Annotated in this window: 10 protein-coding genes and 2 tRNA genes; 7 read left to right on the forward strand and 5 right to left on the reverse strand. The window is 69.9% G+C overall.

Going from position 1 to position 15,515, the window contains the following annotated elements; translation table 11 throughout:
* The first annotated feature begins 30 nt into the window (after positions 1 to 30).
* The 4 genes from ACFVDO_RS12625 (at position 31) to ACFVDO_RS12640 (ending at position 3,030) form a co-directional block, all read left to right on the forward strand.
* Positions 31 to 819 carry an inositol monophosphatase family protein gene (locus ACFVDO_RS12625; protein WP_378859688.1) on the forward strand — a complete coding sequence of 263 codons (789 nt, stop codon included), beginning with the start codon at positions 31 to 33 and terminating at the stop codon, positions 817 to 819.
* A gap of 292 nt (positions 820 to 1,111) precedes the next feature.
* Positions 1,112 to 2,800, forward strand: coding sequence for a M23 family metallopeptidase (locus ACFVDO_RS12630; RefSeq protein WP_378859687.1), 1,689 nt, complete (start codon positions 1,112 to 1,114; stop codon positions 2,798 to 2,800).
* A gap of 51 nt (positions 2,801 to 2,851) precedes the next feature.
* Positions 2,852 to 2,923, forward strand: a tRNA-Thr gene (locus tag ACFVDO_RS12635).
* 33 nt (positions 2,924 to 2,956) lie between these two features.
* Positions 2,957 to 3,030, forward strand: a tRNA-Met gene (locus tag ACFVDO_RS12640).
* 32 nt (positions 3,031 to 3,062) lie between these two features.
* On the opposite strand, the gene ACFVDO_RS12645 is transcribed toward ACFVDO_RS12640, so the two are convergent.
* From ACFVDO_RS12645 to ACFVDO_RS12655, 3 genes are all read right to left on the reverse strand, one after another.
* The gene (locus ACFVDO_RS12645; protein ID WP_378859686.1) at positions 3,063 to 3,992 is read right to left on the reverse strand and encodes an aldose 1-epimerase family protein; all 930 of its coding nucleotides are present in this window, start codon (positions 3,990 to 3,992) and stop codon (positions 3,063 to 3,065) included.
* Positions 3,989 to 6,931, reverse strand: coding sequence for a DUF5107 domain-containing protein (locus tag ACFVDO_RS12650; protein ID WP_378859685.1), 2,943 nt, complete (start codon positions 6,929 to 6,931; stop codon positions 3,989 to 3,991). The genes ACFVDO_RS12645 and ACFVDO_RS12650 overlap by 4 nt, the downstream gene beginning before the upstream one ends.
* A 131-nt stretch (positions 6,932 to 7,062) precedes the next feature.
* Positions 7,063 to 7,977, reverse strand: coding sequence for a helix-turn-helix domain-containing protein (locus ACFVDO_RS12655; protein WP_378886866.1), 915 nt, complete (start codon positions 7,975 to 7,977; stop codon positions 7,063 to 7,065).
* 329 nt (positions 7,978 to 8,306) lie between these two features.
* Here ACFVDO_RS12655 and ACFVDO_RS12660 point away from each other — a divergent pair, with 329 nt between their 5' ends.
* Complete coding sequence (locus tag ACFVDO_RS12660) at positions 8,307 to 8,624, forward strand: hypothetical protein (protein WP_378859926.1); 318 nt, start codon at positions 8,307 to 8,309, stop codon at positions 8,622 to 8,624.
* A 39-nt stretch (positions 8,625 to 8,663) separates the two neighbouring features.
* On the opposite strand, the gene ACFVDO_RS12665 is transcribed toward ACFVDO_RS12660, so the two are convergent.
* Complete coding sequence (locus ACFVDO_RS12665; protein ID WP_378859927.1) at positions 8,664 to 9,059, reverse strand: cupin domain-containing protein; 396 nt, start codon at positions 9,057 to 9,059, stop codon at positions 8,664 to 8,666.
* Positions 9,060 to 9,162: 103 nt separating this feature from the next.
* On the opposite strand from ACFVDO_RS12665, the gene ACFVDO_RS12670 reads away from it, so the two are divergent.
* Positions 9,163 to 12,903 (forward strand): OmpA family protein, encoded by a 3,741-nt coding sequence (locus tag ACFVDO_RS12670; protein ID WP_378859928.1) that lies wholly within the window; start codon positions 9,163 to 9,165, stop codon positions 12,901 to 12,903.
* Between the two features lie 25 nt (positions 12,904 to 12,928).
* Positions 12,929 to 13,909: a hypothetical protein gene (locus ACFVDO_RS12675; RefSeq protein WP_378859929.1), complete on the forward strand. Its 981-nt coding sequence runs from the start codon at positions 12,929 to 12,931 to the stop codon at positions 13,907 to 13,909.
* A gap of 14 nt (positions 13,910 to 13,923) precedes the next feature.
* On the opposite strand, the gene ACFVDO_RS12680 is transcribed toward ACFVDO_RS12675, so the two are convergent.
* Entirely contained in the window at positions 13,924 to 15,480 is a 1,557-nt protein-coding gene (locus tag ACFVDO_RS12680) for a dihydrolipoyl dehydrogenase family protein (RefSeq protein ID WP_378859930.1), read from the reverse strand.
* Between the last annotated feature and the right edge of the window lie 35 nt (positions 15,481 to 15,515).

Consider the following 15,515-nt stretch of genomic DNA (forward strand, 5'->3'; position numbering starts at 1 on the left):
CTGGGGGCACGGCCCACCAGGAGGAGTCTCATGACCGACATCGAACTCGGAGCGCTCGCCGCGGAGATCGCTCTCGAAGCGGGAGAGCTGGCTGCTCGCCGGCGCCGTGAGGGCGTGCACCTCGCCGCCACGAAGTCGACGCTCGCCGACATCGTGACCGACGCCGACCGCGAGGTCGAGGCGCTCATCCGCGACCGGCTGGCGGCGGAGCGTCCCGACGACGGATTCCTCGGCGAGGAGTCCGGTGCAGCCGGGGGCACGAGCGGGCTCACCTGGGTCGTCGATCCGATCGACGGCACGGTCAATTACAGTTACGGCATTCCCGCGTATTCGGTGAGCATCGCCGTCGTCGATGGCTCGCCCGAGCCCGAGGGGTGGACTGGCGTCGCGGCCGCAGTGTGCGCCCCCGCGCTCGGCGAGCTGTTCACGGCCGTTCGCGGGGAAGGTGCGTGGCACGACGGCGCCCCGCTCGCGGTGACGACTGAGACGCCGGCGGGAGCCCTGCTGGCGACCGGCTTCGGCTACGACCCCTCGACGCACGACGGCGATCTCGCGACGGTGCGCCGCGTGATGACGATGGCGCGCGATCTGCGCCGGATGGGATCAGCGGCGATCGACCTCTCGTATGTCGCGGCCGGACGCCTGGACGGCTTCTTCGAGCGCGGACTGAAGCCATGGGACTTCGCTGCCGGTGCGATCCTCGTTGCCGAGGCCGGGGGAGCGGTGTCCCGCATCGACACGGATGCTCCCCGCCCGCTGCTGTTCGCGGGTGGAGCGGATGTGCACTCGCGCCTGTTCGAGATGCTCGCCGAGGCCTGATTCGTAAAGGCGATCGACTTTCTGGTCGCCGTTCATGGCGCTCCCAGCCGAGAGCGGGTATCGTTTACGCGATCGTTACTTTCGTTTACCCGAGCGAGAGTGCCCCCCTTCTTGACGCGCGACCGAGAGATTTCCTTTGCCCTTCGATGCCCCCGAGACCGGCTCTGCCCCCGAGCGTCGGTCGAACCGACGCCGCGCAGTGCCCGCTCAGGCCGCAGCTGAAGTCTCGTCGCCCGTCGTTCCCGCTTCTCGCCGCGAGGTTCGTGCGCGCCAGACCGCTGAGATCCCCGTCGTGTCGGAGTCGGCTGTTGAGCAGCCGTTCGTCGGTCGCCGTGCGCGTCGCGCCGGCGTCGCGCCGGCAGCCGTATCGGATGCTGCGCCCTGGCGCTCCGCGATCGCGGATGCCGGTGCGCACCGTGCCTCGGGCGCCGTCGAACCGCTCGCAGCTGAATCCGTCGCCGCTGGGCCCGTCGTCGAGGCGGAGCCGATCGTGCAGGCCGGTGCTGCTGAGCTGAAGTCTGAGCGTCTGATCTTCGACGAGCCCTCCGAGACCGACCAGGCACGCGCTGAGCAGGTGCGCGCCGAACGCGTTGCAGCGGAGGCGGCTGCCGCCGAGCAAGCTCGCATCGAACAGATCGCTGCTGAGCAGGCTGCCGCGGAGCGGGCTCACGCCGAGCAGGTCGCGGCCCGTGCACAAGCAGAGCATGTCGCGGCCGAGCAGGCTGCCGCTGAGCGGGCTCAAGCAAAGCGCATCGCCGCAGCGCAGGCTGCCGAGCGAGTCGCGGCGGAGCGGAACGCCGCGGAGCGCGCAGCCGCTGAGCGTGCTCACGCAGAGCAGCTCGCCGCTGACGCTCACGCGGAGCAGCTCGCCGCCCAGCAGGCCGCCGCCCAGGCCCGGGCCGAGGAGGAGGCTCGCCTCGCTCAGGTCCGCGCTGAGCGGGCCGCCCAGGCTCGCGCCGAGCAGGCCGCAGCCCAGCACCGGGCCGCTCAGGCATCCGCTTCTCACGCATCCGAGTCCGTGTCCGTGACGGGACCCGCCGTTGAGAACGATGCGCGTGCGACGGATCCGTCCGTCGACGCGTTCTCGGCCGCTGCCGAAGCCTTCGGGTTCAGCGCAGATGATCTCGACGAGACCGTCGAGCCGCTTCCCGAGGCATACGCACCGGAGGAGGCGAAGCAGGACGACCGGGCCGACTCCGAGCATGTCGCGCCGCGCCGAGGCCGTCGCTTCGGCCGCAAGATCGTCGCCGCCGGGGCCTCGCTCGGTGTGATGGCAGTCGCGGGACTCATGCTCGTGTCGACGACGCTGCCGTCCGAGGCTGTCGCCGCCGGCCAGGGTCAGGGCGCGCAGTCGGTGACCTCGCTCACCGCCGCCGAGGACACGACGCAGCGCAAGGCGGTCGAGAAGGACATCCAGGCGTTCGTGGCTCCCTCCGATCTGGAGGACGAGGAGATCGCACGCTCCGGCGAGTACTCGTCGATGTCGATGGCCGACCTCGCTGCCGAGGAGGGCATCCACTACTCGACCAGCGTGTACACGAACGACACCACGGCGGCGATCCAGTGGCCGTTCGCCGTGGGCACCGGAATGTCGTGGCCGTACGGCATGCGCCGTGGACGGATGCATCAGGGCATCGACCTGATCCCCGGAAACGGTGCGCCGATCCAGGCGATCGCCGACGGCGTCGTGCGCAAGGCGACCGAGAACGGCGGCGGCTACGGCGTGACCGTGTACATCGACCACATGGTCGACGGCCAGGTCGTCACGAGCCACTATTCGCACATGCAGCACGGCTCGATCCGGGTGAAGACCGGTCAGCACGTGAAGGTCGGCGACATCGTCGGACTCGTCGGAAACACCGGTCACTCCTACGGAGCGCACCTGCACTTCGAGCTGCTCCGCAACGGGCAGACGTTCGATCCGCTGCCGTGGATGAAGAAGAACGCCGGACGTCACGATGGGGTCGGCCCGATTTCCTGATCGGCCCTCAGGGATGTTAGGCTTTTCTGGTTGCCCGGTGACGGGGAACATGCCCCGATAGCTCAGTGGCAGAGCACTTCCATGGTAAGGAAGGGGTCGTCAGTTCAATCCTGACTCGGGGCTCGTAGCGTTCATTCTTTCCGATGAACGACTCGTGGCAGGGTAGCTCAGCTGGTCAGAGCGCACGACTCATAATCGTGAGGTCGCGGGTTCAAGCCCCGCTCCTGCTACGAAAGCCCCCGGCTCCACCCGGGGGCTTTTTTCATGCTCGGATGCCGGGCCGCTGGACGGCGCGTATGCCCCAGCTCAGGTGGACGCTCTCCCCCGGCCCGATCACGGGCAGGTCCAGTCCGGAGTTCAGCGCATCAGGCGGAGAGGTCTGCGGCTCGACGGCCACGGCGCTGCGAAACTCGTCTCCGATGGATTCGTCCGACGTGTAGAGCTGCACCCAGCCCGCGCCGTCGCCCAGCACGAGCTCTGCACCCTGGCCCGTGGCGTCCACGACCCGCACGATCGGCCGCCCAGCGTCGACGCCCTCGAGGCCGGTGAACGCGTTGTTCAGGGTGCGCCCGCGCAGTGGCAGTTCAGAGCCGTCGATGCCAGCCGAGGCGGGACGCACGGGCAGGCAGCGGTCCTCGGAGACGGTGAGCATTCGTGTCGCGGTCAGAGCAAGCCGCCATTCGTCGATCGCCGCTTTGCGCGCAGCGCCGGCGAGCAGGTACGGGTGAGCCCCGAGCGCGACCGGAGCCCGCTCCGCGCCGAGGTTCGTCGCGGTGACACTCTGCCGCAGCCCGGCTTCCGTCAACGTGAACTCCGCATCGATCCGCACGCGCCAGGGGTACCCCTCCTGGGGCTCGATCGTCGTGCTCAACAGCACCGCGTCGTCCTCGACCCGCTCCGGCTCGAAACCTGTCCACGCCACGAGGCCGTGTGCAGCGGTGCGGCGATCGATCTCGTTGATCGCCAGCTGGTGCACGGCACCGTCGAACTCGTAGCGGCCATCAGAGGTGCGGTTCGGCCAGGGGGCCAGCACGGCGCCGCTCATGCCCGGCCGCAGCACGTCGGCGTCGAAGCTGCGCACCAGGTCGCGACCGTCGTATCGCAGCATCCGCAGCGTCGCGCCCACGGAAGCGACCGTCACCCGGTAGCGGCCGGAGCGGAGATCGTACTGCCGGCCGGACCGGGGGATCATGCCCGAGGTCCGTCCGGTTCCTGCCAGAACAGCAGCATCTCGGGCAGGCTCGTGGCGAAGTAGTCCGTCGAGCCGTCATCGTGCCTGGCGACGGGAGCGGTGTAGGGCGTGCGTGCCTCGCCGAGCGAAGCGGGCGGATCGGCGATCGGCCTTCTGAGCGCAGCGTGCACCGCATCCCAGAGGGCGATCGCCTGACCCTCTCCGCCCTCCCAGGGGTGGAAGAGGCGAGTGGTGAGGATGTCGTAGGCACGTTCCGCGCGACCCTCGGCGAGGAGCAGCCGCAAATACTCGATGGTGAGATCATCGCGCGTGAGTACGAGGGGCTCGTCGTCGATCAGTCGTGCGAGACGCTGCGCGGTTGAATGCCCGAGGCGAGCGGCCAGTTGATCCTGCTCGTAGCGCAGGCGTGCGTCGTGGGGGGCGAGGGCGACGGCGGTCTCGTACCGGGCCCAGGCTTGGTCGTCGTCATGTGCGATGTTGTACGCTGCGAGCCCCGCGTTGCGGTGCAGTACCGCATCGTCGAGACCGAGCGCTACCGCCTGCTCCCAGTGCGTGGCCGCCTCGCCGCCTCGGCCGACGGAGAACAGCAGCATGCCGATCAGGGAGTGCGCGACAGCGTCGCCGGGATCGGCCGCCAGCGCGGCGGTGAGTGCATCGAGGGCGTCGAGCCCGTGCGGGAAGCAGAAGGTGCGATCGGCCGCACGTGCGGCGGCCCGGACCCGCGCGGCCTCCTGCGTCTGACCGATCCGGTCGTGCAGCGCTGCCGCGAGATAACAGGCGACGGGGGCGAGGCCGCCCGACACCGTCGGCGTCTGCGCTCCGATCTGTACGAGCAGGTCGAGTGCGGCATCCGCTTCTCCTGCGTCGCGCAGCTCGATCGCGACGTCCAGCAGCATCCCCGCGTCGCCGGTCGGCTCGCCGGCCAGCACGCGCAGCGTCGCGTCGAGCGGATCGGTCTGGAGCGCCCCGTCGAGAAGCGCGGATGCCACGGCGTCGTCACCGAGCCGGCGCAGCAGAACCACGCGCAGCGCGGAGCGCCGCGCGTCGTGACCGACAGTTTCATCGAGCGAGTCGAGCACGCGCAGTGCGGCGCGGTTCTGTTGCCGCCCGGCCAGCGATCGCGCCAGGGCGAGCCCGGCCCCGGCTGCCCACGTGCCGTCCCATCCGGCCTTGCCGAAGGCGCGTTCCGCCTCGACGGTGCGTCCGAGTCGGCGCAGCACGAGGCCGAGGAGATGGAAGGCTTCCGCATCCAACGGATTCGCGTTGCGTCGGGTGAGCCGGTCCAGTGCACCCTCGATGTGGGTGAGCGCGACGGCATACTCACCCGCACGGTAGCGGTTGTCCGCGAGGGCGAGGTTCGTGCGCACATCGCCCGGATCGCGTTCCAACGCGGCTTCCCAGTAGAGCAGCGGGGAACGCGTCGGATGCCGGTACTGCGCGAGGTGCAGTCCGGTGAGATACAACTCGTCGACGGAGTCGATGTCCTCCACGGCCGGGGGTTCATGGGCGACCCACGGTTCCTCGTCTGCCGGGCCCACAGGGATCCAGCGCACCAGGTTCCGTCCGTGGGCGTCGTTCAGTTCGACGACCAGTCCTGCGAGGCCGGCAGCATCCGCGACGCGCAGCTCCGCCGTACGCCCGGGTTCGAGGTCACAGGTGTGCGATGCCAGGACCTCACCACCGGCGAGGATGCGCATGACGGCGGCGTTCTGGCGCGCGGTCACGGCGAAGCGTGCTGAGACATCGCCGTCGCGTGAGACGTGCACTGCGGCATCCGGAGTCGCCTGGCTCGCCGGCCCCGTGGCCGGCAGCGGATACCAGTACTGAGTGAAGGTCTTGGTCTCACCCGGAAGGATCCAGGTGAAGTCCGGCTGGTTGTCGGTGTAGACACCGGCCATCAGTTCGACGTACGGGCCATCACCGTCACTGAGCTGGTCGTCCCAGGCGTGCCCGAACGGGGCGTCGCCCCAGGTCCACAGCTTCTTTCCCGGGGAGACGCGCCGCTCAGCCCAATGCACGAAGCCGGCCCCGGCGGCGTGGTCGTACCCGCCGAAGAAGTCCTGTTCGGAGTCCACGATCATGTACGAGGTCGGCACCGGGATGTTGCGGTACCAGTCGATCCGGTTCGCCTGCGGGTCGCGCTCCGCCAGTCCCGGGTAGTCGACCCCGTAGTACGGACGATCCGCGGCGGGGAACGCCGTGAGCGCACGGCGGGCGTGATCGGCGACGTAACGCACGTCTTCCGGGAAGAAGGACTGGTAGTCGTCACCGACCCGGGCGGCGACGTTCGCCCACCACAGGAAGGTCTGCCGTTCGTCGGTGCGGTTGTGCATCCGCACCACCAGTTCGATGACCGAGCTGCCGGCGCGCAGGCGGATGCCGTGCTGTGCGGACATTCGGGCGAAGGGGTCGTGGCCGTGGCACCAGACGGTCGCCGTGCCGTCGGCATCCGTCTCGATCCGCACGTCGACCGGGAGGTAAGTCGCGGGCCGGTGGTGCTGCGGCCAATTGAACTCGACGCCGCCGCTGATCCAGGGCCCCGCGAGGCCGACGAGCGCGGGCTTGATGACGTTGTTGCGGTAGAAGAAGTCGTAGCCCGTCGTCTTGTCATAACCGATGTGGATGCGGCCGCCGAGTTCGGGCAGCACGACGAGGCGCACGTATTCGTTCTCGAGGTGTACGGCCTGCCATTCGCGGGCGACACCCTCATCCGACACGCTGTCGATGAACGGGATCGGATACACCCGGCCGCTCGACCCCTGGTACACCCGCCGGTCGAGGTACATCGGGTAGGAGCTGGGTGCTCCTGCCTCGTAGGTGTGTATCGTCAACGGTTCGCTCCATGCGATCGCGTCGCCCCGGCCGAGGGCCGGCTGGAACTCGTCGGGCGCATCGGGCAGCACGATCGTCGCGGGGGCGCCGGCGTTCGCTTCTGTCATCTCGTCTCCAGGAGGGTGGTGAACCCGGCGCATGGCCGGACGACACAGACGCTATTGGGACGACGAGCCCGTCAGCAATGGGGTTTACGGGGATTCATATGGACGAAACGACGGTGGCAGGCGCAGGGGCGTCAGCCCTTGCGAAGCGAACGATACTCGGACGGGCTCATCTCGTGGTGGCGTCGGAAATGGCGCGAGAAGTACAGCGGGTCGGTGTACCCGACCGCCAGCGCGACCTCCCGGATGGACAGGGCTGTCGTGTCGAGCAGTGCCCGTGCACGGGTCATCCGCAACGAGGAGTGGAACGCAGCGGGGCCGCCGCCGGTGGCCTCGCGGAACAGCGCGCTGAGGTGCGATTGAGAGATCCCCACCAGTGCGGCGAGCTCGCCGACCTGGATGCTGCCGTCGACGCGGGCTTCCAGGTAGCGCATCGCGCGCTCCAGCGCGGAGCCTTCCACAGGCAGGGTGTTGTCGGAGGCGATCCGGGCGAGGAGGTTCCAGGCGATCCCTGATGCCAGGAGCAGCTGTGCGGGGGAGAGGCGCTTCTCCAAGGTGGTGACGAGTTCGTCGAAGAGGGCGGCCACTCTGTCGAGGGAGCGCAGGCGTGTGATGGGCGAGTCCGAGGTCATCGCACCGTTGGCGAGCTCGACGGCATCCGAGCCCCGGATGTGCAACCACCAGATGGTCCAGGGATCCTCGCTCGACGACTCGTAGCTGTGCGCCTGCCCCGCCGGGATCGCAATCGCCGACGACCTCGTCAACTGGTGGGTCGCGCCGCCGATCTCCACAACCCCGCGCCCGCCCACGCACAGCAGCACTATCGTCTCGGTGGCGCCGTTCGCACGCACGCGCCGATGCCCACGAGCGGAGGGGAAGTACCCGGCATCCGTGACGAGAAGCCGGCGCGTGCCAGGCCGGTTCAGGGCGACCTCGACCTGGGGGCGGGGGATAACGCACAGCCGCTGGTGCGCGAAGCCGTCGATTCGATACGGCTGGTCGCGCCGAGCACAGGCGTGTCGTCCATAGGGTCTCCTCCGTGGATGCACTCGATGAGCAATCGACAAGGCCTCCGCCATGCTCTCACGTCATTCGATGCTGCCGGCGTCGTGCTTCGGCTCCAGATGATCATCCATATGGGTGTTCGCAAGCGGGATGACCGTTCTCAGTTATCCGCGTCGCTGCTGCCGGATAGCGACCTGGCTCCGCCGACAAAGACTGAGGGTCCGGCGGGCATTGGCCCGCCGGACCCTCCGGTCCGCTGCTACTGGATCAGCACTGCTGGCGCGGCTTGTCGCGCGTCACCAGCGACACGTCGCCGTAGGAGCCGTCGAGCCACACCGCGCGGGTGTCCTCGTCGGCTGCGACCTTGAACTGCATGCCGCTCGAGCAGGCGCTGATCGTGCACGACGGCCTGCTGATGAACGCCCTGCTGCCCTTCTTCGAGATGATGTGGGACAGCGCGGTGCCGTTGAGTGCGGAGACAGCGGATGCCGGTGACGCCCCGCCTACCGCCGACGAGCGGGTGCTGATCGCATTGCTGGCCAGCGGGCTGAAGGATGAGGCGATCGCACGGCAGTTGGACGTGCATGTGCACACCGCCCGCCGCCGCATCAGCGCGGTGATCGAGCGACTCGATGCCACGACCCGGTTCCAGGCCGGGCTGCAGGCTGCCCGGCGGGGCTGGCTGGACTGAGAAGGGCCCCGCGGGGCCCTTCTTCAGGCGGTCAGGCGGTCAGGCGTTCCAGGGGAACGGGCGCTCCTTGTCGAGCTCGGCGTCCCTGCCGACCTCGGCCAGCGGCACTCCTGCACCGCGCACGCAGAGCCACTTCAGAGGCACCTCGCTGTCGGGCAGGCAGCGGAATGCGTGCCAGACGTCCTGGCCGGCGCGGACGACGGATCCGGGACCGACCGGAAGAACTTCGTCACCGAGCGCGAACTCGCCGCTGCCCTCGAGGAAGATGTACAGCTCCTCGAGCTTCGCGTGCCGGTGCCAGAACGGTGCTTCGCCGCCGGGCTCGGTGGAGTTGACGGACATGCCGAGGGCGTTCGTGCCGAGGTCCTTCTCGACGAAGGTCTTGCCCTCCCAGGTGTCGGTGGCGCCGATGTCGATGGTGTTCTGATCAGTCATAGGGCCACGGTATCCGACTCGCGGATGTATCAGCCCGGCAGCAGTCTGCTCCTGTTCTGTGGTCGCGGACTTCCGCTCCGCGCACGCACCTCGGGAGGTCGCGATGCCGATGTTCAACCCCAACGCGCTGTTCTCCGCTCGCGCGAAAGGGGGCGAGGGGCAGGACATCCCGGTCTCGATCGCCCCCGACTCGCCGCTCTGGCAGAACGAATCGGAGATGGTCGAGAAGCTGGCCGAGGAGTACGTCGACCGGCAGACGTCGAGCGACCGCAGGATGTTCGACGCGCTCGACCGCCTGGTCTGGACGATGCAGGGCCTCGTGCCCAAGGACAACCAGGCACCGCCGCAAGTGGTGGGAACGCTGCTGCAGCCGGATGGATCGGCCGCCGGCCATGTGCAGGTCGGCCTCGAGCTGACCGGCGCGTCGACCGCGCAGGCGATGCTCGGAACCACGGTGACGCTCGACGACGGCAGCTTCGTGCTGCCGATCCCCGCCGGCGCCCGTGCGACCGCGTTCGCCGCCGACCTCGTGGTGACCTCCGCCGTCGGCGTGCAGCGCATCCTCGCCGCGCTGAAGAGGCTGCAGCCCAGCGGGATGCTGCCGGTCGTGACGCTTCCGGAACCCGCGCCGCCGCTGTCGATGGCCACCATCGCGGCGCTGCAGAAGGTCGTCGCCGATGCCGCGGGGCTCGAGGCCCCGGCGGAGGACCACGTCGCCCCCGCGCTCGCCGTGGGGGAGGACGAGTGCCAGGTGGTGTTCCGTCGCGACGCGTCCAGCGACCGCTTCCCGTACGGCGTGTTCTTCCGGCTCACCGATCCGAGCCTGAGCCAGCCCAGCCTGCGGATGCGGATCGGCAACGCCCGCCGCAGAGGGCTGCCCGTCACGTTCTACGGCGGATACTCCGCAGCCGCGCGTCTGGCCGGAGGGCTGGAGAACCTGGAGTTCCACCTCGCCGAGCGCGTGCCGGTGGACCGCCCGATCAGCATCGACGCGTTCCGCGACGGGCTGGCCACCGAGACCCCGTACGGTTCCGTGCCGCTGGCCGGTTCACTGTCGATCGGCTACGTGGTCACGCTCGCGCAGCGCTGGACACCGCTGGGCCTCGCCCTCGGCGACCTGGTCTACTCGCTTCCGCTCGCCCCCGGTGAGCAGCAGCGCATGGCGATCATGGAGCGCACCGCCTCGACCTCCGTCGTCGAGAGCGAACGACTGGAGTCCTCCGAGGCGATGTCGTTCGCCGAGCGGGACGACACGTCCGCGACCGCCACGTTCTCGAGTGCGTTCCGCGAGGCGGCATCCGGCGGGTCGCAGTACGACACGCACGCCGACTCGTTCTCGATCGCCGCCGCGGCCGGTGGCGGCGGGGTGTTCCCGTTCGGATGCGCCGCAGGAGGCGTGGCGACCAGCTTCGGCTCGTCGAACACCAGCGGCAGCACCAGCACCTGGATGAGCGGGGCGCGGGACAGCACCTCGGGAGCCGCGCAGTCGACGCACTCGGCGGTGCAGCGCCAGGCGGCCGCGCGCCGCTCCGCGTCACGCACCTCGATGCGCCTGGCGACCGCGACGGAGTCGACCGAGATCACCACCAAGGTGATCACGAACCACAACAAGACCCGCGCGCTGACCATGCAGTACTGGGAGGTGCAGCGGCTGTTCGACGTGACCACCGCCTGCGAGGGCGTGACCCTCACCTGTCAGGTGCCGCTGGACGTCATCCGGTTCCTGCCCGCGTACCAGCCGGCCAAGCTCACCGATGCGCCATCCACCCGCGACGACGTGCTGACCCGCTACGAGCGCCTGCTCGGCCACGCCGACATCCTCGGCAGAGTCGTGCCTGCACGGTACCGGCGCGGTCTGTCGCTGATCACCGACTTCGCGTCGGATCCGACGACGGCCGTGGCGGATGCCGGGGCGCCCGCGACGGACGTGCTCGACATCACACTGATCGGCACCTTCCTCGACTTCGACGACCTGTTCGTCACCGTGGTCGGCAAGCGCGGGATGCGTGTCGGCCCCTATCCGCTCAGCGGCAACGCAGTGTCCGACACTCTGCCGACGGGGAAGGACGCCCTCGCGACGGAGGACGACCTGTTCGGGCGGCTGCGCGCCGCGCGCTCCAACCACGTGCTCGGGCGGACCCGCGTGGCCACCGTCTCGCTGCCGCCGTCGTTCGCGAGGCAGGACATCACCGGGTTCGAGATCACCCGCCGCACCCGCCGGCTGGACTACCACTTCGCGCCGCCCGCGATCGCCGATCTCGGCTTCGCGCAGGTCACGCTCGGCGGTCTCGGCTCGGCGTTGGAGGGGGCGCTGAAGGACGCCGCCGCGAAGCAGTCGAAGACCGGGTCCTACGACTCCGACCGGTTGGAGCGCGAGCTGGGCGGTCCGCAGGTCACGAGTTTCGTGGCCGCGATCTCGGGCACGACCCCGCAGGTGGTGCTCGTGGACAGCCGATTCGGCGGCCCCATGGCGCTGCCCGCGATGACCTATCCGATCGCCGCGCGCACGGTGCCGCCGGTGCTGTCCTACGCGTCGGTGCTCGAGATCGAGAAGACGCTGCAGTGGGTCATGCGCAACACCATGACCTGCAGTGTCGCCGTCTTCGCCTCGCTGACGCCGGAGGAGCGGGCGGTCATGCTGGAGCGCTACGAGATCACCCTTCCTCCGGCCGACGACGGCACGGAGCGCCCGGCGGTGCCGCTGCTCAGCTGCATCACCAACAATGTGCTGGGCTACTTCGGAAACTCGATGGTGCTGCCGTTCATGATCCCCGCCGCGATCACCGACGCGACGGCGGAGTACGGCGAACCCGACGAGCACGGCATCCGGCCCGTGAAGAAGGCGGGTCTGACCACAGGTCAGATCCAGGACGCCCTCACCCGGTTCCACACCGACGGATTCTCGGCACCGCGGGCGACGATCGCACTGCCGACCAAGGGCGTGCTGGGCGAGGCAGTGCTCGGGCACTGCCCCTCGGCTGAACGGGTCGACCTCACCCGGTTCTGGAACTGGCAGGACTCGCCGGGAGACGAGGCCACCCAGATCTCGCCGGTGGGGATGCCGCAGAACGCGCTCGCCGCAGGGCTGACCGGTCCGAGCGCACTGACGAGCCTGAACCCGATGATCCAGAACTTCTCCATGGCACCGGTCGCCGCCGACACCACTCTCGCGAGTGCGCTGATCAAGTCGGCCGAGGCGCAGAAGAGCTTCGACATCGGTGTGCTCAACAACGCCGCAGGTCTGACGACGCTCACCGGCAAGACTCTCGAGACCGCCGAGTCCGCCCGCAAGGACGCCCTCGGCGCGGCCAAGGACCTCGCCATCAAGGCGATGGAGACGTCGGCCTCGATCTACGGCGCCGACAAGAAGAAGGATGCCGGTGAGAAGGGCGCATCCGGAGGGAAGGACAAGGGCTCCGGAAGCGGGGGCGGCTCGGACGGCCCCGGCGGCTCCGGTGATGGCGACGGCGGCTCCGACGGAGGCGGCACCGGCGGCGGCGACGAACCCGCCCCTGAGCCCGCGCCGGCCAAGCCGACCCAGCGGAGCATCTACTTCCCGAAGGCGCAGCGCGTGCTGAAGTCCGACCAGAAGGCCGGGCTGGACGCCATCCTCGCCGAGGTGAAGGCGGGCGGCGCCACCGGCGCCGTGGTCCGCGGCTACGCATCGCCCGAGGGCACAGCGGGCTTCGACAACGTCGCCCTGGCCCGAGATCGGGCGACCAACACTGCCGCGTACCTGACCGCGCACGGCGTGCCGGCCACGACGGCCGAGGGCGGCGTGCTCCCAGGTGGCACGGGCGACTACCCGAAGCTCCGCCGCGCGGACATGACCTTCCAGTACTGAGAGCATTCGAGAGAAAGGCACGACGATGTCCACTCCATCCGTCTCGGACGCGGCGGGCGACGCACTCGTCCTCGCCCTGACCGACGTCATCAAGGGAGCGTCAAGCCCCGAGATCCAGCAGGCGCAGGCGATGCTGCTGCGCCGCCTCGCGACGCAGGGCGACGTGATCCCGTCCCGCATCCCTGCTCCGCTCAACATCACCGAGATCGGCGGCTACTTCAACCTGCTCACCGATCTGCGCGAGAGCACGATGCGCAAAGACATGCTGGGCGCGGCGCTCGGGCTCGCCTCGTTCGAACCGGTGGATGCTGGAACGGGCGGTACTGTGCCGCCGCTGCGCCTGGTACAGATCGTGAACGACAGACTGCCCTCGCCCGCGGGCGACGGCGTGCCGCTCGCGGTCGGGGTGCGCCAGGATCTGGCAGCGGGGCTGCAGGCGGCGGTCGCCGACGTGCGCACCGCGGGTGGGCATCTGCCGCTGTGGGGGCCGCCTGCGGCGCTGCCCGCCCCGACGGGGGGCACCGGGCCGACGCCGGACCCGTTGCCGTATCTCGGCCGGGAGGTGTGGGTCGCGCCCACCGCCGCCTTGACCGATCCGGCGACGGATCCGATCGTGCTCGGACGGGCGAGCACGGATGCCGGCACCGGCTACCGCGTCGGCATCCGTGTCGCCGACGGCACTGCGGGTGCCGCATCCGCGGACTGGGTGGGACTGAAGTGGGATGCGGTTGGCCGGGCCTTCCTCGAGGCCGGCGTGGGCACGGTCACCATGCTGCCGCTGGAGGCGGCCATCGCGGCGACGCCGTTCGTCAGCCGGCCGATCTCCGCCGTGCCCCCTGCCAGAGGTGACTACGCCTGGGCGCGCCTGGTCGCCGTGGCGGGGCTGCTGCCGGGCGTGAGCCGGCTCGGCGACGAGCTGGCGCTGCTGTGGACGGCGGATCAGATCGCGGAGAGCGCCTACGCCGCTCATCTCGACGCCGTGTGGGACGGCGCGGCCTTCGTCTGAGCTCCGCCTGCGCCTCAGGCGGAGTCGTGGCTGTGGTCCGCGACATCCGGTTCGGCGCGGTTCAGATCCGCGGCCTCCTCTTCGGGACGCGGTGCGACGTTCTCGTCGTCCTCGAGCTCGGGCACGCTCGGCTCACCGGGCGCGGGGATGTGGTGGGCCGGCGCGACCGGGCGGCCGTAGGCCTCGAGGAAGCGCAGCCAGACCTCGCTGATCGTGGGGTAGGCGGGCACCGCATGCCAGAGCCGGTCGATCGGCACCTCGCCCACGATCGCGATCGTCGCCGCCTGTACCAGGTCTGCGACGTCCTGCCCGGCGAAGGTCGCCCCGACGATCACCCTGCGGTCCTCGTCGACGATCATCCGGGCCTGTCCGCGGTAGTCGTCGGCGTGCACGGAGCTGCCGGCCAGCCAGGACAGGTCGTAGTCGACGACCCGGGTGCGCAGCCTCGCTTCATCCGCCTCGGCCGCCGTCAGGCCGACCGCGGCGACCTCGGGATCGGTGAACACCACCTGGGGCACGGCGTGGTGGTCGGCGGTCGCGACGTGCGCGCCCCAGGGGGCGTCGTCGACAGGCGTGCCGTTCGCGCGCGCGGCGATCACGTCGCCGGCCGCGCGGGCCTGGTACTTGCCCTGGTGGGTGAACAGGGCACGCTTCGTGACGTCGCCGACCGCGTACAGCCAGTCGAAGTCGAACACCAGCATGGTGTCGGAGGTTTCGAGCCAGCCGCCGGGCTTCAGGCCGATGGTCTCGAGGCCGAGGTCGTCGGTGCGCGGCGAGCGTCCGGTGGCGACCAGCACCTCCTCCGCATGGATGGTCTCGCCGCCCTCGAGCGCGATGTGCACGCCGTCGGGGTCGCGATCGACGGATGCCGGAGATGCGTCGGTCAGGATGCGCACGCCCTGCTCACGGAGTCCGTCCGAGACGAGTTCGGCGGCGAACGGCTCGAGCTTGCCCAGTACGCCGCTGCGCACGATCATCGTGACCTCGGTGCCGAACGAGGCGAAGGCGGCGGCCATCTCCGCGGCCACCACGCCGCCGCCGATCACCGCCAGGCTCTCGGGGGCGCGCTTTGCGCTGGTCGCCTCACGACTGGTCCACGGCTTCGCGTCCCGCAGGCCCGAGATGTCGGGGATCGTCGCAGTCGAACCGGTGACGACGGCGACGGCGTGCCGGGCGGTGAGCACGACGCCGGCCGCGGCGACCTCGACCTGCTTGGGGCCGACGAACCGGCCGTGGCCGCGGATCAGGTCGATGCCCGCGCTCTCGAGCCAGCGCACCTGACCGTCGTCGTTCCAGTCCTTGACGATCCTGTCGCGCTGCGCGAAGACGGCCGCGACGTCGAGGTTACCGGTGATCGCGGCGGACGCTCCGGGCACACGTCGGGCGGCGCGCAGCGCGCTGCCGGGGCGGAGGAGAGCTTTCGAGGGCATGCACGCCCAGTAGGAGCATTCGCCCCCGACGAGTTCATCCTCGACGATCACGACGGACAGGCCGCCCTGCACCGCCCGGTCTGCGACGTTCTCGCCGACGGCTCCGCCGCCCAGCACGATCAGGTCGTATTCGGTCTGCATCGGAGCCCCTTCCGCGCGGTGGTCGCCATGGTACT

The sequence above is a fragment of the Microbacterium sp. NPDC057741 genome (genome assembly GCF_042798735.1).
In the GTDB taxonomy this organism is placed as follows: Bacteria; Actinomycetota; Actinomycetes; order Actinomycetales; family Microbacteriaceae; genus Microbacterium.